The organism is Agromyces sp. NPDC058110 (assembly GCF_042884735.1).
In the GTDB taxonomy this organism is placed as follows: Bacteria; Actinomycetota; Actinomycetes; order Actinomycetales; family Microbacteriaceae; genus Agromyces.
The window spans coordinates 228,989-246,200 of record NZ_JBHVTI010000006.1; the positions used below are offsets into that span (position 1 = coordinate 228,989).

Annotated in this window: 17 protein-coding genes; 12 read left to right on the plus strand and 5 right to left on the minus strand. The window is 69.3% G+C overall.

Going from position 1 to position 17,212, the window contains the following annotated elements; translation table 11 throughout:
* Positions 1-41 precede the first annotated feature (41 nt).
* The 6 genes from rpsF to ACFVS8_RS16135 all read left to right on the plus strand — a co-directional run bounded on the left by rpsF (position 42) and on the right by ACFVS8_RS16135 (position 3,836).
* Positions 42-413, plus strand: a complete 372-nt coding sequence (gene rpsF / locus ACFVS8_RS16110) for a 30S ribosomal protein S6 (protein WP_387064413.1) — start codon at positions 42-44, stop codon at positions 411-413.
* A 5-nt stretch (positions 414-418) separates the two neighbouring features.
* Positions 419-934 carry a single-stranded DNA-binding protein gene (locus ACFVS8_RS16115; protein WP_387064416.1) on the plus strand — a complete coding sequence of 172 codons (516 nt, stop codon included), beginning with the start codon at positions 419-421 and terminating at the stop codon, positions 932-934.
* Positions 935-1,010: 76 nt separating this feature from the next.
* Positions 1,011-1,271: a 30S ribosomal protein S18 gene (gene rpsR, locus ACFVS8_RS16120; protein ID WP_022889097.1), complete on the plus strand. Its 261-nt coding sequence runs from the start codon at positions 1,011-1,013 to the stop codon at positions 1,269-1,271.
* An 11-nt stretch (positions 1,272-1,282) separates the two neighbouring features.
* Positions 1,283-1,735, plus strand: coding sequence for a 50S ribosomal protein L9 (gene rplI, locus ACFVS8_RS16125; RefSeq protein ID WP_387064419.1), 453 nt, complete (start codon positions 1,283-1,285; stop codon positions 1,733-1,735).
* A gap of 486 nt (positions 1,736-2,221) precedes the next feature.
* Positions 2,222-3,595 (plus strand): replicative DNA helicase, encoded by a 1,374-nt coding sequence (dnaB, locus tag ACFVS8_RS16130; RefSeq protein ID WP_387064889.1) that lies wholly within the window; start codon positions 2,222-2,224, stop codon positions 3,593-3,595.
* A 19-nt stretch (positions 3,596-3,614) separates the two neighbouring features.
* Positions 3,615-3,836 carry a hypothetical protein gene (locus ACFVS8_RS16135; protein ID WP_387064422.1) on the plus strand — a complete coding sequence of 74 codons (222 nt, stop codon included), beginning with the start codon at positions 3,615-3,617 and terminating at the stop codon, positions 3,834-3,836.
* Between the two features lie 81 nt (positions 3,837-3,917).
* On the opposite strand, the gene ACFVS8_RS16140 is transcribed toward ACFVS8_RS16135, so the two are convergent.
* Positions 3,918-4,490, minus strand: coding sequence for a cytochrome b (locus tag ACFVS8_RS16140; protein WP_387064425.1), 573 nt, complete (start codon positions 4,488-4,490; stop codon positions 3,918-3,920).
* 228 nt (positions 4,491-4,718) lie between these two features.
* Between ACFVS8_RS16140 and ACFVS8_RS16145 the strand changes: the two genes are divergently transcribed.
* On the plus strand, positions 4,719-6,617 hold the full coding sequence (locus ACFVS8_RS16145) for an alkyl/aryl-sulfatase (RefSeq protein WP_387064428.1): 1,899 nt from the start codon (positions 4,719-4,721) through the stop codon (positions 6,615-6,617).
* A gap of 73 nt (positions 6,618-6,690) precedes the next feature.
* On the opposite strand, the gene dinB is transcribed toward ACFVS8_RS16145, so the two are convergent.
* Complete coding sequence (dinB, locus tag ACFVS8_RS16150; protein WP_387064431.1) at positions 6,691-7,887, minus strand: DNA polymerase IV; 1,197 nt, start codon at positions 7,885-7,887, stop codon at positions 6,691-6,693.
* A 171-nt stretch (positions 7,888-8,058) separates the two neighbouring features.
* Between dinB and ACFVS8_RS16155 the strand changes: the two genes are divergently transcribed.
* Positions 8,059-9,582: an MATE family efflux transporter gene (locus tag ACFVS8_RS16155; protein WP_387064434.1), complete on the plus strand. Its 1,524-nt coding sequence runs from the start codon at positions 8,059-8,061 to the stop codon at positions 9,580-9,582.
* Entirely contained in the window at positions 9,579-10,334 is a 756-nt protein-coding gene (locus ACFVS8_RS16160; RefSeq protein ID WP_387064437.1) for a formylglycine-generating enzyme family protein, read from the plus strand. The genes ACFVS8_RS16155 and ACFVS8_RS16160 overlap by 4 nt, the downstream gene beginning before the upstream one ends.
* 71 nt (positions 10,335-10,405) lie before the next feature.
* On the opposite strand, the gene ACFVS8_RS16165 is transcribed toward ACFVS8_RS16160, so the two are convergent.
* Positions 10,406-10,801 (minus strand): tautomerase family protein, encoded by a 396-nt coding sequence (locus ACFVS8_RS16165; RefSeq protein WP_387064440.1) that lies wholly within the window; start codon positions 10,799-10,801, stop codon positions 10,406-10,408.
* Between the two features lie 165 nt (positions 10,802-10,966).
* Here ACFVS8_RS16165 and ACFVS8_RS16170 point away from each other — a divergent pair, with 165 nt between their 5' ends.
* Positions 10,967-11,854 carry an aldo/keto reductase gene (locus tag ACFVS8_RS16170; protein WP_387064444.1) on the plus strand — a complete coding sequence of 296 codons (888 nt, stop codon included), beginning with the start codon at positions 10,967-10,969 and terminating at the stop codon, positions 11,852-11,854.
* Positions 11,855-12,064: 210 nt separating this feature from the next.
* Positions 12,065-14,020: an FAD-binding monooxygenase gene (locus ACFVS8_RS16175; RefSeq protein ID WP_387064447.1), complete on the plus strand. Its 1,956-nt coding sequence runs from the start codon at positions 12,065-12,067 to the stop codon at positions 14,018-14,020.
* 25 nt (positions 14,021-14,045) lie between these two features.
* Here ACFVS8_RS16175 and ACFVS8_RS16180 read toward each other — a convergent pair whose 3' ends face one another.
* Both ACFVS8_RS16180 and ACFVS8_RS16185 read right to left on the minus strand, forming a co-directional pair.
* Complete coding sequence (locus ACFVS8_RS16180; protein ID WP_387064450.1) at positions 14,046-14,387, minus strand: nuclear transport factor 2 family protein; 342 nt, start codon at positions 14,385-14,387, stop codon at positions 14,046-14,048.
* A gap of 86 nt (positions 14,388-14,473) precedes the next feature.
* Complete coding sequence (locus ACFVS8_RS16185) at positions 14,474-15,187, minus strand: IclR family transcriptional regulator (RefSeq protein ID WP_387064453.1); 714 nt, start codon at positions 15,185-15,187, stop codon at positions 14,474-14,476.
* Positions 15,188-15,366: 179 nt separating this feature from the next.
* Between ACFVS8_RS16185 and ACFVS8_RS16190 the strand changes: the two genes are divergently transcribed.
* A complete protein-coding gene (locus ACFVS8_RS16190) occupies positions 15,367-17,193 on the plus strand; it encodes an oleate hydratase (protein ID WP_387064456.1) in 1,827 nt (608 codons plus the stop codon).
* Positions 17,194-17,212 lie beyond the last annotated feature (19 nt).

Here is a 17,212-nt window from a genome sequence, read left to right on the forward strand (position 1 = left end):
AGATCCTGCAGCCGTTTGAGTCCGAAGGAGGTGGGTTAGTCATGCACCAGTACGAGCTGATGGTTATCCTCGATCCCGAGATCGATGAGCGCACCGTTGCTCCCAGCCTTGACAAGTTCCTCAACGTCATCCGTAACGATGGCGGCACCGTCGACAAGGTCGACATCTGGGGACGTCGTCGTCTGGCCTACGAGATCAACAAGAAGTCCGAGGGCATCTACGCCGTCGTCGACTTCACCGCTGAGTCCGCGACCACCAACGAGCTCGACCGCCAGCTGAACCTCAGCGAGGCAGTCATGCGCACGAAGGTGCTCCGCGCTGAAGAGGCGATCGCCCAGGTCGCCGCTCACGCGAAGGCTCAGGAAGAGAAGGCCGCCAAGAAGGCTGCCGCTTCGGCCAAGAAGGACGCCTAGTCCCCATGGCAGGCGAGACCATCATCACCGTGGTGGGCAACCTCACGGCAGATCCCGAACTGCGCTACACGCAGGGCGGTCTGGCGGTTGCCAACTTCACCATCGCTTCCACTCCTCGTACGTTCGACCGTCAGGCGAACGAGTGGAAGGACGGCGAAGCGCTGTTCCTGCGCGCGAGCTGCTGGCGTGAATTCGCCGAGCACGTCGCCGGTTCACTCACCAAGGGTTCCCGGGTCATCGCTACCGGACGTCTCAAGCAGCGTTCCTACGAGACGAAGGAAGGCGAGAAGCGCACCACCATCGAGCTGGAGATCGACGAGATCGGTCCCTCGCTCCGGTACGCAACGGCTTCCATCACGCGTGCACAGTCCAACCGCGGTGCGGTCGGCGGCGGCAACTCCTACGGGGGCGGCAACCAGTCCGACGACGCGTGGGCTCCCAGTGCTCCCGCAGCCCAGTCGGGCGGCGGCGACGTCTGGAACACGCCCGGAACGAACTACGGCGACGAGACGCCCTTCTAGGCCTCACGGCCGGTGAACGAGTGCCGCTGGCCGCGGCATCCGATCACACAACGTTTTCAATCAGACAGGAAATCCAATGGCTGGAAAGAGCAGCGGCGATCGCCGCAAGCCGAGCCGCGGGAAGGGCGCGAAGAACGCCGCCCCGGCGAAGTCGATCAAGGTCGGCATCATCGACTACAAGGACGTTGCGACCCTTCGCAAGTTCATCTCGGAGCGTGGAAAGATCCGCGCCCGTCGCATCACCGGTGTCTCCGTGCAGGAGCAGCGCCTCATCGCCCGCGCCGTGAAGAACGCGCGCGAGATGGCCCTCCTGCCCTACTCGGGCTCCGGCCGCTAAGGAGCACGACAATGGCAAAGGTTATTCTCACGCACGAGGTCACCGGCCTCGGTGCCGCCGGCGACGTGGTCGAGGTCAAGAACGGCTACGCACGCAACTACCTCGTCCCCCAGGGCTTCGCGACTCCGTGGACCCGCGGTGGCGAGAAGCAGGTCGACCAGATCAAGGCCGCTCGCGCGGCTCGCGCCCTGCACTCGCTCGAAGACGCGCAGGCCCTCAAGGCCAAGCTCGAGTCGGGCAAGGTCAAGCTGGCCGTCAAGGCCGGCGTCGGCGGACGCCTCTTCGGCTCCGTCAAGACCTCCGACGTCGCATCCGCCGTCGAGGCCGCAGGCCTCGGCTCGGTCGACAAGCGCAAGGTCACCATCCCCACGCCGATCAAGTCGATCGGCGACCACGAGGCCGTCGTGCGTCTGCACGACGAGCTCTCGGCCACGATCATCCTCCAGGTGGTCGCCGCGAAGTAATTCGCGAACGCACGTCGAACGGCGGTTCGGGCTTCGGCCCGGGCCGCCGTTCTGCGTCTCGACGGAGCGCGGCAGACGCACGATCCTGCCCCGGAACCGCCCGGAACGCAAGGATTCTTCAGCGTTTGCTGTGACGGTTGTGCACAGGTGGGGTGTGAGTGACCGTGGAGTTCTCAAGAACTTTTTCCACACAGGTGTGGAAAGCGAAAAACCCAGATCAAATTAGAATTCAACCCGTGTAATTCACAAGATTTCCACAGATATCCACAGGTGGATTGCACATGTTCAGCGGCGTTTCGCCCAGATTCTCCCCAGAGTTATCCACAGGTCGGGTTGTGCTGTGGAGATCACTTCCATATCGTGAAGCAGCGTCCTTCGATCACCTGGATTCTCGAGTGTCGGAACCCCCATGTCAGTGGTTCCGCCGAGACTCGGTCGTGGGCGCATACGCATGCGGCCCGAGGGCTGGAACCGGAGGTCATGGAGTTGTCGATCGCGCACATCGGGCTCGCCGAACCGGCCGACGACGGTGAAGCCCGCCGCGGCGAACGCGTTCCCCCGCACGACCTCCTGGCCGAGCAGAGCGCCCTCGGCGGCATGATGCTCTCGAAAGACGCCGTCGCCGACGTCATCGAGACGATCCGCGGCATCGACTTCTACGTGCCGAAGCACGAGGTCGTGTTCAACGCGATCCTGACGCTCTACTCGCACGGCGAGCCGACCGACGTCATCGCCGTCACCGACGAGCTCACCAAGACCGGAGAGCTGCAGCGCGCCGGCGGCGTCGAGTACCTGCACACGCTCACGAGCCTCGTGCCCACGGCGGCCAACGCCGGCTTCTACGCCTCGATCGTCGCCGAGCGCGCGCTGCTGCGTCGCCTGGTCGAGGCCGGCACGCGCATCGTGCAGATGGGCTACCAGGGCGAGGGCGAGGTCGTCGACCTCGTCAACAACGCGCAGGCCGAGATCTACTCCGTCACGGGCTCGGTCGAGACCGAAGACTACGTGCCGCTCTCCGACGCCGTGGCGGCCGCCTTCGACGAGATCGAGGCCGCTTCGCACACCGACGGCAAGTTCACCGGCGTGCCGACCGGCTTCGCCGACCTCGACGACCTGACGAACGGGTTCCACCCCGGCCAGATGATCATCGTCGCCGCGCGACCCGCCATGGGAAAGTCGACCCTCGCGCTCGACTTCGCCCGCGCGGCCGCGATCACCAACGACATGCCGGCCGTGTTCTTCAGCCTCGAGATGGGCAAGAGCGAGATCGCCATGCGACTGCTCTCGGCCGAGGCATCAGTTCCCCTGCAGAACATGCGCAAGGGCACGGTCGACTCGCGCGACTGGACCACCATCGCGTCGACCCGTGGTCGCATCAACGACTCGCCGCTCTACATCGACGACTCCCCCAACATGACGCTCGTCGAGATCCGGGCCAAGTGCCGTCGTCTCAAGCAGCGCGTCGGGCTCAAGATGGTCGTCATCGACTACCTGCAGCTCATGACGAGCGGCAAGCGAGTCGAGAGCCGCCAGCAGGAGGTCTCGGAGTTCTCGCGTGCGCTGAAGCTGCTCGCGAAGGAGCTCCAGGTGCCGGTCATCGCCCTCTCGCAGCTGAACCGCGGCCCCGAGCAGCGCGCCGACAAGATGCCCGCCCTCAGCGACCTGCGCGAGTCGGGCTCGATCGAGCAGGACGCCGACATGGTGATCCTGCTGCACCGCGAGGCCGCCTACGAGCGCGACAGCCCACGCGCAGGCGAGGCCGACCTGATCGTCGCCAAGCACCGCAACGGCCCCACGCGCACCATCACCGTCGCGTTCCACGGCCACTTCTCGCGGTTCGCCGACATGGTCCAGGTGTAGGGGTCCTCCTGGAGCGAGCATGCTGAACCGACTCGAGCCGGGCATGCGGGTCGTCGTGCGCTACATCCTGCCCACGGGCCAGGCGACCGACGCGCTCGGCCGATTGGCGTCGATCGATGACCGCGAACTCGTGGTGGAGGGCAAGCGCGGTCTCGAGAGGGTGCCTCGCGGTGCCGTCATCGCGGCCAAGGAGGTTCCGCCGCCGCCGGCGCCGCGCCCGCGCGGAGCGCCGAGGCGGTGAAGCCGCCCGTTCGTGTCGTCAGACGATTCACGGACCATCCACGGAGGAGCCCGATACTCTGCTCCCCCGGTGCAGCACTGCTCAGAGCATGCGGCGCAGCAGCCGGTCGCGGTCGACCCACTGATGCTTGAGCACGAATCCGACGTGCAGGGCGATCGCGCAGAGCAGCAGGACCTGCGAGGTCACGTGGACCCCGACGAGTAGGTCGTCGTCGACGACGTCGAGCGGTGACATCCATTCGGTGCGGTCGCCGGTCTCCCAGTCCTCTCCGGAGAGCAGCACGAGCGCCAGACCGGTCGCGGGCGTGACGAAGAGCAGAGCGTAGAGTGCGCGTTCGGTGGCCGTCGCGAAGCGCCGCGCGCCGTGCGAGAGCGTCGCGGGCCAGGCGGGCAGGGTGGCGATCCTGCGCCAGAGGGCCCGGACGGTGACGAGCGCGAGCAACGTGCATCCGATCGTGACGTGGACCGGGAGCAGCAGGTCTTCATCGCCGTCGTAGGCGGCCTCGATCCAGGGTTCGAGCGCGCCCTCAGCGCCGACCATGGCGTATCCGACGACGTACTGGGCGAGCAGCACGAGCGCCGTCGCCCAGTGCAGGATCCGCGCGACGACACCGTGCCGCGGCGCATCGCGATGATCGGGCTGCGGAGTCGCCATGAGTCATCACACCACGGAACGGCCCCGCAGCGGCGTGCATCCGCGCTACTCGTGCTCGGGCAGCAGCGGCGCATCGAGGCCGGGGTCCCGGCCGACCTGATCGTCGCCGAGGCACGGGATTCGTGCCAGGTCGTGGACGACCTCGCTCGGGCGGGCATGTCATCCTTGTGCGCCGCATCGGGCGGCGACAGCATGGGATGAGATTCCAGCCAGACGAGAGAAGACACGATGTCGCGTTCGCAGAAGGATCCGTCGCCGGCCACGATCGCTGCGCTGTTGGAGGCGCAGCAGCAGTACCCGCTCGACGACGTGCAGGACGTCGCCGATGGGTCGAGGGGGCTGATCGCCTCGCTGCCCGGACCGGTGCTGGGATCCGACGGCCACGTGGTCTTCGACCCCGCCTCGTTGGAATGGATCGACGGGGTCCGGCCGGACTCGGTGGATGCGAGCCTGTGGCGTCAGTCGAAGATCATCCGCGGCGGCGGCCTGTTCAAGGTGGTCGACGGGCTGTACCAGGTGCGAGGCAACGACATCGCCCAGCTCACCGTCGTCGAAGGCGAAGACGGTCTGGTCGTGATCGACTGCATGGCCGGGGTGGAGAGCGCTGAGCAGGGCATGCGGTTGATTCGCGAGCATGTCAGCGACAAGCCGGTCGCGGCGGTGATCTACACGCACACGCACATCGACCACTACGGCGGCGTCAAGGGCGTGGTCGATGCCGATGACGTGCGTTCCGGCAAGGTGCCGATCATCGCGCCCGGGACGATCGCGTCGTTCGACAAGTTCGCGATCGGAGAGAACGTCGTCGCCGGCAATGCGATGGCCCGGCGCGCGCAGTACGCGTTCGGCGGACTTCTCGCCCACGGGCCTCGAGGGTTCGTGTCGTGCGGTATCGGCACGCTGTCGACGAACAACCCGACGATCAGCTACCTCTCACCGACCCACGGCATTCGGACGACCGGTGAGAAGCGAGTGCTCGCGGGGGTGGAGTTCGAGTTCCTCTACGCTCCCGACACCGAGGCGCCCGAGGAGATGCACATCTGGATCCCGCAGCTGAAGGCGCTGACGTGCGCAGAGAACGCCAACCATTCGCTGCACAACATCCAGACGCTTCGCGGCGCGCGCACGCGCGACGCGCGGAACTTCGCCCGCTACCTCGACGAGACGCTCGAGCGGTGGGGCGACGAAGCCGAGGTCCACTACGGACCGCACACCTGGCCGGTGTGGGGCAACGCAGAGGTCGCGGCACTGATCGAGTCGCAGCGAGACACCTACAAGTACGTCCATGACCAGGCGCTGCGACTCGCGAACCAGGGGTACACGCCCCTGGAAGCGGCCGAGGAGATCCGGCTCCCGGAGGCGCTCGACAGGAACTGGGCGAATCACGGCTACCACGGCACCGTGCACCACGACGTGCGCGCCGTGTTCACCAAGGAGCTCGGCATGTGGGACGGCGACCCGGTGTCGCTGCACCCGCACACGCCCGTGGATGCAGCGAAGCGGTACGTCGACTTCATCGGTCGAGACAAGGTGCTCTCGGAGGGCAGGCGGGCCGTCGAGGCCGGGGACTACCGCTGGGCGGCGGAGATCCTCCACAAGGCGGTGTTCGCCGATCCTGACGACAGCGAGGCTCGGGAGCTGCAGGCTGATGCCTACGAGCAACTCGGTTACCAGGCCGAAGGGCCGCAATGGCGGGGCATCTTCCTCACCGCCGCGCGCGAGCTTCGAGAGGGCGTGCAACCGACCGCGTTCACCACCGCGAGCGAAGACAGCATCCTCGGCATGCCCATCGACATCCTGTTCGACTTCATCGCGGTCCACGTCGACGGCCCGAAGGCGGCCGATGCCGACATCCGCATCGACCTGCACTTCACCGACAGCGACGAGCGCTGGCACTTCTGGGTCGCTCGTGGCGTGCTGAACGCGCGGCGAGGGGCGAGCGACGGTGGGTCGCTCACCCTCAGTGCACCGAAGCCGCTCCTGATCGGCTGTCTGCTGAAGCCCGCCGTGACGCGCACCCTCGCGGCGGCCGGCAAGGTCGCGCTCGACGGCGACGAGAGCCAGCTCGACGCGCTCGGCGCGGTGCTCGTCGACTTCGACCCGTCCTTCCCCATCGTGTCGCCGTGACGCGTGACGCCGTGACATCTCCTTGACGCGCCTGCTCGACCTCCCGCTCGAGCGAGCGGGAGATCGGCATCGGTCACTCGTGCTCGGGCAGCAGCGGCGCATCGAGGCCGGGGTCGCGGCCGAGCTGGGCGGCACGCGAGACGGATGTCGCACCGAAGCGGCCTCGCAGGGAGTCGAGCACGGTGTCGAGGCGGTGCCCGTCGCCCCAGTCGATCGGCAGCTCGGGCGGCATCGCGTCGGCCCGGGAGAGCTGCGCGAACGACACCCCGATCAGCGTGATGCCCCGGGCGGTGATCGTGGGATGCGCCGCCGCGAGCAGGCCGCGCGCGAGATCGAGCAGCACCGAGGTGCGATCGGTGGGCGTGCGCACGCTGCGCGACCGGGTCGCCTTCGTGTAGTCGCCGAAGCGCAGTCGCAGCACGACGGTGCGGCAGGCGCGGTCGCGCTCGCGCAAGCGGCGAGCGAGACGGTCGATGATCTGCGTGAGGATGAGATCGAGCTCCTCGGGCGAACGAGGGCGGGTGCCGAGCGCGCGCTGCGACCCGATGGATCCGCGCCGCTTCGTGCCGTCGACGGGCCTGGGGTCGCGCAGGCGCGCGAGCGCGTGCAGGTGCGCGCCGGCTGCACGGCCCAGCAGTCGTTCGGCCGCCGCGGCCTCGAGGTCGGCGAGCTCGCCGACCGTTCGGATGCCGAGCCGGTGCAGCTTCTCGGCCGTCACCGCCCCGACGCCCCACAGGCGCTCGACGGGTAGGGGCAGCAGGAACTCCTGTTCTCGATCGGGCTCGACGACGAGCAGCCCGTCGGGCTTGCTGACGGCACTCGCGACCTTGGCGAGGAACTTGGTGCGTGCGACCCCGACCGAGATCGCCAGCCCGACCTCCGCGCGCACCCGTGACCTGAGCTGCACGGCGATCTGCTCGGGCGTGCCCGACAGCCGTCGCAGGCCGCCGACCTCGAGGAAGGCCTCGTCGATGGAGATGCCCTCGACGAGCGGCGTCGTGTCGCGGAAGATCGCGAACACGTCTTTGCTGGCAGCGGAGTACGCGTCCATGCGGGGCGGCACGACGACCGCGTCGGGGCAGAGCTCGCGCGCCTGCCTGCCGCCCATCGCGGTGCGCACGCCGCGCGCCTTCGCCTCGTAGCTCGCGGCCAGCACGACGCCGCCGCCGACGATCACGGGGCGGCCGCGAAGGGCCGGCGCATCGCGCTGCTCGACCGAGGCGTAGAAGGCGTCGAGGTCGGCGTGCAGCACGGTCGCCTCGCCCCGCATGCGGCCTCCCGTCGCTCGATTCCGGGAGGATCGTCCCATCCGCCGCCGACATGGCGCACAGTGGGCGACAAGGGTCGAATCGATTCGATAGGATGTCGCGGGCGAACGTCGCGCGAACCGGGCGGCCACGCCGACCTCCCACCCCATCGACGCCCGTACGAGAGCACGCACATGTCCACCGCCCTGACGACCGGACGCCCCTGGCGCGTCATCCTGGTCTTCGCCCTGCCCCTGCTCATCGGCAACGCCGTGCAGCAGATGTACCAGTTCGCCGACGCGGTCGTCGTGGGCCGCCACCTCGGCGTCGATTCGCTCGCGGCCGTGGGAGCGACGGGCAGCCTGCTCTTCCTGCTGCTCGGCTTCGCGTGGGGCGTGACGAGCGGGTTCGCGATCCCGACGGCGCAGGCGTTCGGCGCGCGAGACCACGAGGCGGTGCGTCGCTCGGTCGCGACGGGAACGCTGCTCACCGCCGGCATCAGCCTGCTGCTCACGGTCGGCGCGCCGTTCATCGCCGAGCCGGCGCTCCGGCTGCTGCAGACCCCGCCGGAGCTGCTCGCCGAGGCCACCGTCTATACGCAGGTCAGCTTCCTCGGTGCTGCCGCGATGATGGCGTTCAACTACCTCTCGGCGATCATCCGCGCGATCGGCGACTCGCGAACGCCGCTGATCTACTTGAGCATCGCGTGTGCGCTCAACGTCGTGCTCGTCGTGCTCATGGTCGGTCCGCTCGGCTGGGGCGTCGGCGGGGCGGCGCTCTCGACGGTCGTCGCCCAGGCGATCTCGGTGCTGCTCTGCCTCGCACACGTGCGTCGTCGCGTGCCCGAACTCCACGTGCGCCGCGCCGATTGGCGGGTGACGCGGGCCGACTTCGCGGAGCACCTGCGGCTCGGCCTCCCCATGGGGTTCCAGGCGTCGATCATCGCGATCGGCACGCTCTCGGTGCAGGTCGCGCTCAATGCGCTCGGCGCCGATGCGGTGGCCGCCTACACGACGGCATCGCGCGTCGACGGGCTCGCGATCGCACTCCTGCAGGCGCTCGGCCTCGCGGTCTCGATGTACGCCGCGCAGAACCTCGGCGGCGGCCGGCCGGACCGCATCCGCCGCGGAGTCGTCGAGGCGACCTGGATGTCGATCATCGCGTCGGTGCTGCTCGGCGCGCTGCTCGTCGGATTCGGCACGGTGTTCGTGCGGTTGTTCATCGGCGACGGCTCAGACGAGGTCGTGCAGCTCGCCACGCTCATGCTCGTGATCAACGGCCTGAGCTACAGCGCGCTCGGCGTGCTCTTCGTGCTGCGGGGCGCGCTGCAGGGGCTCGGACACACGCTCGTGCCCACGGTCACGGGCGTCATCGAGCTCGTCATGCGCGTCGGGGCGGCGATCGTGCTCGGCGCCCTCGTCGGCTACGTCGGCGTGGTGCTGAGCAACCCGCTCGCCTGGGTGGGTGCGACGGCCATGCTGATCCCGGCATACCTCCGCGAGCACCGCCGCCTCGCGCGGCTGCCGGTCGAGCCCGCCGAGCCGACCGAGACCACCGCGATCCCGATCATCGGCCCGGTCGACGGCTCGATGGTCGTCGACGCGGTCGTGACGGCGTCGGTGCCGGTCGTCGAGCTGCCGGCGTCGCGGTCGGATGTCGCGGCGTCCGTGTCACGCCCGGGCGGGCGTCGCGGGGTGCGTGCCAGACTGCGCAGGTGACCGATCTCGAGCTGGCGCGCATCCCGGCGGGTGCGGTGACCCTGCACGACGCACGTCGCAAGCTGCATCGGACGGTCGAGCTCGAGGCGTTCGAGATCGGCGTCTACCCGGTCACGCAGGAGCAGGTCGCCGAGATGCTCGGCATCACCGCCGACCATCCCCGGCGTCCGGCGACCGACGTGAGCTGGTTGCGCGCCGTGCGGTTCTGCAACGCGGCGTCGGAGTGGGAGGGCCTCGATCCGGCGTACTCGTTCGACGGCGAGCACGTGACGTGGCACGTCGACTCCGACGGGTACCGCCTGCCGACCGAGGCGGAGTGGGAGCACGCGTGCCGCGCGGGGTCGACCGCACCGCACTACGGGCCGTTGCGCGAGATCGCCTGGACGAGCGCCGACGGCGTGGGGTCGGCGCAGAACGTCGGCGGCCGGCATCCGAACCTCTTCGGCCTGTTCGACACGCTCGGCAACGTGTGGGAGTGGTGCTGGGACCTGCTCGACCCGGCCAGGTACGACGACTACCGGGTGTTCCGCGGCGGCGGGTTCGCCGACGATGCGTGGAACGTGCGCGCCTCGGCCCGACGTGGCGGTGCGCCGCGGATGCACCACGACGATCTCGGCCTGCGCGTCGCGCGCGGCGGGTTCGACGCCGTCGACGAAGCCCAGGGGTGGTCGGCCGCGGCCGACGAGGAGCGGGCGGATGTCTCGGGGCCGCTGCCGCCCGGGTGGACGCCGCGGGGTCGTTCGGGGCACTGAGGGGCGGGGCGACGGTGGGCGGATGCCGCGGGCGGCCGTGATGCGCACGAGCCCGCGCCATCGGCATCCGCTCAGACCTGCACGTCGAACCCGAGGTCGACCTCGCTCGCGGCGACGCCGCCCATGAGGCCCCAGCTCTCGCGGGGGATGTCGTGCACGACGGTCGTGACGTGGTCGCGCGGGATGCCGAGCGGCTCGAGCCGGTCGACGATCGCGGCGTAGAGCGCAGCCTTCGCCCGGGGGGAACGCCCGGCGAAGCAATCGATCGTGACGAGGGTGCGCCGTTCGGGCTGCACCACGTCGGGCGAGCAGGCGAACCGGTGCGGCTCGTGCGCGATGAGGCGCACGTCGCGGTCTTCGGGCGGGATCCGGAACGCATCGACCAGTGCCGCGTGCACGGCGTCCATGATGGCGACCTCTTCGTCGGCGGTGTACGCGCGGCGCACCTCGATCAGGGCTGCGGGCATGGCGGACTCCGTTCGTCGGTGGCGGGACTCGTGCCCAGACTATGGGCGGACGCCGCCCGGTGCGGGCGGTCGACGCGGTCACCGGGCGGGGGTGCGCGACGGACCGCGCTGACGGGTACCGACGGAACCTCCCGGCGGTCGGACGGCGAGCGTAGCGTCGAGGTCATGAGCAACATCCCCACCCTCACCTTGAACAACGGCGTCGAGCTGCCCGCCCTGGGCTTCGGCGTCTACCAGTCGGCGCCCGCCGAGACCGAGGCGGCCGTCGCCGAAGCGCTGCGGGTCGGGTACCGGCACGTCGACACCGCGGCGGCCTACCTCAACGAGCGCGAGGTCGGACACGCGATCGCGGCCTCGGGCATCGACCGCGACGACCTCTTCGTCGAGACCAAGGTCTGGATCAGCGACTACGGCTACGACGAGACGCTGCACGCGTTCGACAAGTCGGCGGGCAAGCTGGGCCTCGAGCAGCTCGACCTGCTGATCCTGCACCAGCCGCTGCCGACGGCGTTCGATCGCACGCTCGAGGCCTACCGCGCGCTCGAGATCCTGTACGCCGAGGGCAAGGTCCGCGCGATCGGCGTGAGCAACTTCATGCCCGAGCACCTCGAGGCGCTGCTCGAGGTCGCCGAGGTCGTGCCCGCGGTCAACCAGATCGAGGTGCACCCGTACTTCCAGCAGCGCGACCTGCTCGCACTCGATGCGGAACGCGGCATCCTGAACCAGGCGTGGTCGCCGATCGGGGGCATCACGTTCTACCGCGAGGGCCAGGGCGGCAGCACGCTCGACGACCGGACGATCGGCGCGATCGCGTCGGCGCACGGCAAGTCGCCCGCACAGGTCATGCTGCGCTGGCACCTGCAGGAAGGGCGCTCGGCCATCCCGAAGTCGGTCAGTCCCCGACGCATCGCCGAGAACTTCGACGTGTTCGACTTCGAGCTGACCGACGACGAGCTCGCGCGCATCGACGCGCTCGACGTCGGCGTGCGGCGCGGCCCGGAGCCGGTCGACATCACGCTCGAACGGTTCGGGATGCCGGTTCCCGAGGCCTGAGCCTGCTTCCCGGTGAGCGGATGCCGGTGGCGGGCGCACTGCGCCGGCGCACGTCGTGTCGGTGACCGGCCGCCCGAGAGCGAGCGGATGCCGCGGCATCCGCTTGTCGTCGTCGAGCCCGCGATCTACACTGTCTGAGCGATATCAGAATGCCTCGTTCGTTTATCGAACACGAAAGGTATCTGAACCACGACGACGTGAGGACCACCCGTGCAGTTCCACCACTACGGCTACGTTTCCGGAGATCCCCGGGTGCAGCCCGCGGCCGGCATCGGCCTCGACCGCCCGACCGAACTGCCCGAAGAGGTCGACGTGCTCATCGTGGGCTCCGGCCCGGCCGGCATGGTCGCCGCCGCGCAGCTCGCCCAGTTCCCGAACGTGTCGACCCGACTCGTCGAGCGCCGCGGCGGCCGCCTCGCGATCGGACAGGCCGACGGCATCCAGGCGCGAAGCGTCGAGACGTTCCAGGCGTTCGGGTTCGCCGAGCGCATCATCGCCGAGGCCTACCGCATCACCGAGATGGCGTTCTGGAAGCCCGACCCCGAGCAGCCCGCGAACATCCACCGCGCCGCCGTCACGCCCGACGACCCCACCGGCATCAGCGAGTTCCCGCACCTCATCGTGAACCAGGCGCGCGTGCTCGACTACTTCGCCGAGTACGCGCGCAACTCCCCCGGCCGTCTCGTGCCCGACTACGGATGGGAGTTCGTCGGCCTCGAGGTCGCGCAGCCCGGCCCCGACGGCGAGCTGCCGGAGCATCCCGTCACCGTCACGCTCGAGCGCGCGACCGGCGTCGGCACCGGAGCGGGCGATGCCTCGCACGCGGTCGCCCTCGACGGCGAGCTCACGGGCGAGCGCCGCACCGTGCGCGCGAAGTACGTCGTCGGCGCCGACGGCGCCCGCAGCAAGGTGCGCGAGGCGATCGGCGCGCAGCACGTGGGAGCGCAGTCGTTCCACGCCTGGGGCGTCATGGACACGCTCGCGGTAACCGACTTCCCCGACATCCGCACGAAGTGCTCGATCCAGTCCGAGGCGGGCAACATTCTGCTGATCCCGCGCGAGGGCGGCCAGCTCTTCCGCATGTACGTCGATCTCGGCGAGGTCGCCGAAGACGACCACGGCGCCGTGCGCAGGACGACGCTCGAGCAGGTCGTCGCGAAGGCGAACGACATCCTGCACCCGTACACGCTCGACGTGCGCAACGTGCCGTGGCACTCGGTCTACGAGGTCGGGCACCGCGTGACCGACCGCTTCGACGACGTGCCCCTCGATGAGCAGGGCACGCGCACGCCGCGCGTGTTCATCACGGGCGACGCCTGCCACACGCACAGCGCGAAGGCCGGCCAGGGCATGAACGTGTCGATGCAGGACGGCTGGAACATCGGCTGGAAGCTCGGCCACGTGCTCGACGGCCGCGCCGACGCGTCGCTGCTCGAGACGTACCACGCCGAGCGCCACGTGGTCGCGAAGGAGCTCATCGACTTCGACCGCGAATGGTCGAGGCTCATGGCGACCAAGCCCGAAGACCTGGGCGACCCGGCCGAGCTCGAGGACTTCTACGTGCGCACCTTCGAGTTCCCTGCCGGCTTCATGACGCAGTACACGCCGTCGATGATCGTGGCCGGCGACGAGCACCAGGCGCTCGCGACCGGGTTCCCCGTGGGCAAGCGCTTCAAGTCGTCGCCGGTCGCGCGCGTCTGCGACGGCAACCCCGTGCACCTGGGCCATCATCACCGCGCAGACGGACGGTGGCGCATCTACGCGTTCGCCGACGGCGCGATCTCGCGGGCGGATGACTCGGCGCTGGCGACGTGGGCGACCTGGCTCGCCGAGGCATCCGACTCCCCGCTCCGCGTGCACGTGCCTGCCGGAGCGAGCTTCGACGACGTGTTCGACGTGAAGGTCGTGTACCAGCAGCCGCACGGAGAGGTCGACCTGATGGAGACGCCGGCCGTGTTCCGTCCCGCGACCGGGCCGTTCGGGCTCACCGACTACGAGAAGGTCTACGGCGTCGACGCCGACGACGACATCTTCGAGACGCGCGGGCTGTCGCGCGACGGCGTGGTCGTCGTCGTGCGGCCCGACCACTACGTCGCGCAGGTGCTGCCGCTGACGGCGAGCGGCGAGCTGGCCGAGTTCTTCCGCGGGGCGCTGCTCGCGCGGTGAGGCCCTGCTGCGACATCCGAGTCGATCAGTCGATCGCGCCGCCGAAGTAGACCTCCACCTCGCGCACCCTGCCGTCGACGACCGTCGTCGCCTCGGCGTTGCGCCACCTGCGACCGTTCACCGCGTACTCGTAACGGTGCAGGACGACGCCATCGACCTCGACGAGTTCGAGTGTTCGAGCCGGCTGGTCGAAATGATCGGCGGTCGGAAAGCATCGCTCGAGCCAGGTCGCCTTGTCGAGGTGATCGTCTTGCGGACTCGTGAACACGAAATCTTCGGCCATCAGGCTCTCCGCGCGTTCGCGATCCTGCTCGCGGAACGCGCGCATGAACGCGTCGACGGTCTGCACACTGCTGAGCTCGCTCATGCGGGGACCCTACTCGCCTGCTTCCCAGCCGTCGCGCGCGGCATCCGGATGTCCGCGGTGTGCCGCTCCGCGCTCGTCGAACTCGGTCAGGCGCCGTAGGCGCGACGCACGCTCGCGGCCGCGAGCGTGAGCCGCGCGGCGATCTCGGCCTCGGGGCGCGAGAAGGACACGTGGATCACCGCGATCGCCGCGTGCGGCTGCCCGGGCAGCTCGAGCGGCACGGCGACCGACCGGAGCGACGGCACGACCTCGTCGTGGCTCACGGCGTACCCGCGTTCGCGGCTCTCGGCGATCTCGGCGCGCAACGCCGGCGGCGCGGCATCCGCCCACTGGTGCTCGGGCAGCGACAGCAGGATCGCCTTGCCCGGGCCCCCGCGCGTGAGCGGATGCCGGTGGCCCGGCCGGTACGACACCACGGCCATGCTCTGCCGCGGGGCCGCGCTCACGAGCGTGGCCGCCTCGTCGGCGTCGACCTGCACCGCGAGCAGGCAGGTCATGCCGAGCTCGTTCGCGACCTCGCTGAGCTCGGGCAGTGCGACCTGCTGGAGGTCGCGCGCCACGCCGGAGGCGAGCGCCGCGAGACCGGTGCCGAGCGTGATGCGGCCACCGCTGTCGCGTGCGACGAGCCCGTGGTCCTCGAGCGTGCGCAGCAGCCGGTAGGCGACGGAGCGGTGCACGCCGAGCTGCGCCGCGAGCTCGTCGATCGAGAGGTTGCGGTCGGCGTCGGCGAGCAGTTCGAGCAGTCGGATGCCACGGCTCAGCGTCTGCGACCCGGCGCTGTTCGCCCGCTCCTCGGCCATGCCGGCACGCTCCTCGACCTCGGTGTTCGATATCCGAACGTAGCATCCGCCGCCGCCGATGACGTTCAGGTGAAGACGGACGGACGTGCACCGCGCACCTCGTGCGTTCGAGGCATCCGGCCGTTAGCGTGGAGAGCGGTGCTGCGCACCGTCGCAGTGCACGATCCGGGGGGAGATGCATGTATTACAGCAACGGCAACTACGAGGCCTTCGCACGACCGCGCAAGCCCGAGGGGGTCGACGAGAAGTCCGCGTGGTTCGTCGGGGCGGGCCTCGCCTCGATGTCGTCGGCCGTCTTCATGATCCGCGACGGGCAGATGAGCGGCGAGAAGATCACCATTCTCGAGCGTCTCAAGCTGCCCGGCGGTGCGCTCGACGGCATCAAGGAGCCGAAGAAGGGGTTCGTCATCCGCGGCGGTCGCGAGATGGAGGACCACATGGAATGCCTGTGGGACCTGTTCCGCACGATTCCGTCGCTCGAGGTCGAGGGAGCGAGCGTGCTCGACGAGTTCTACTGGCTCAACAAGGACGACCCGAACTTCTCGCTCTGCCGCGTCACCGAGCAGCGGGGGCAGGACGCGCACACGAACAACCTCTTCACGCTGAGCGACGCCGCCCAGAAGGACATCGTCAAGGTCTTCATGGCCCCGCGCGAGGAGATGGAGGGCAAGCGCATCGACGAGGTGTTCGGCGCCGACTTCCTCGCGAGCAACTTCTGGCTCTACTGGCGCACCATGTTCGCCTTCGAGGAGTGGCACTCCGCCCTCGAGATGAAGCTCTACCTCCACCGGTTCATCCACCACATCGGCGGACTGCCCGACCTCTCGGCGCTGAAGTTCACGAAGTACAACCAGTACGAGTCGCTCGTGCTGCCCATGTACAGGTGGCTGCTCGACCAGGGCGTCACCTTCCACTTCTCCACCGAGGTCACCGACATCGACTTCACGTTCTCCGAGGGCGCCGCCGGTGAAGACGGCGCCAAGCAGGCCACGCGCATCCACTGGGTGCGCGACGGCGAGGAGGGCGGCGTCGACCTCGGCGAGCACGACCTCGTGCTCGCGACGATCGGCTCGCTCACCGAGAACTCGAACGACGGCGACCAGCACACGCCCGCGAAGCTCGACACGGGCCCCGCACCCGCGTGGGACCTCTGGCGACGGATCGCGGCCAAGCACGACGCGTTCGGTCGGCCCGAGGTGTTCGCCGGCGACATCGAGAAGACCAAGTGGGAATCGGCGACCGTCACCACGCTCGACCCGCGCATCCCCGAGCACATCGAGCGCATCGCGAAGCGCGACCCGTTCAGCGGCCGCGTCGTGACCGGCGGCATCGTGACCGCCAAGGACTCGAGCTGGCTCATGAGCTGGACCGTCAACCGGCAGCCGCACTTCAAGCAGCAGCCGAGCGACCAGATCGTGGTCTGGGTGTACGGCCTCTTCGTCGACGTGCCCGGCGACTACGTGAAGAAGACGATGTCGGAGTGCACGGGCGAGGAGATCGCCCAGGAATGGCTGTACCACCTCGGCGTGCCGGTCGACCAGATCGCCGAGCTCGCGGCGAACGGCGCGCGCACCGTGCCGGTGATGATGCCCTACGTCACGTCGTTCTTCATGCCGAGGCACGCGGGCGATCGGCCCGACGTCGTGCCAGAGGGCTCGGTGAACTTCGCGTTCATCGGCCAGTTCGCCGAGACCACGCGGGACTGCATCTTCACCACGGAGTACTCGGTGCGCACGGGCATGGAGGCCGCGTACCGCCTGCTCGGCGTCGACCGCGGCGTGCCCGAGGTGTTCGGCTCGACCTACGACGTGCGGGCGCTGCTCAAGGCGACGAGCCGGCTGCGCGACGGCGAGGCGGTCGACCTGCCCGGCCCGAAGTTCCTGCGCGATCGCCTGCTCAAGAAGCTCGACGGCACGCAGGTCGGCGAGCTGCTCACCGACTTCAAGCTCATCCCCGAGCGGGGCGACACGAAGGTGCGCAGGCGCGGCGACGACGCCGTGGAGTGAGGTTGCCCGATCGAGACGA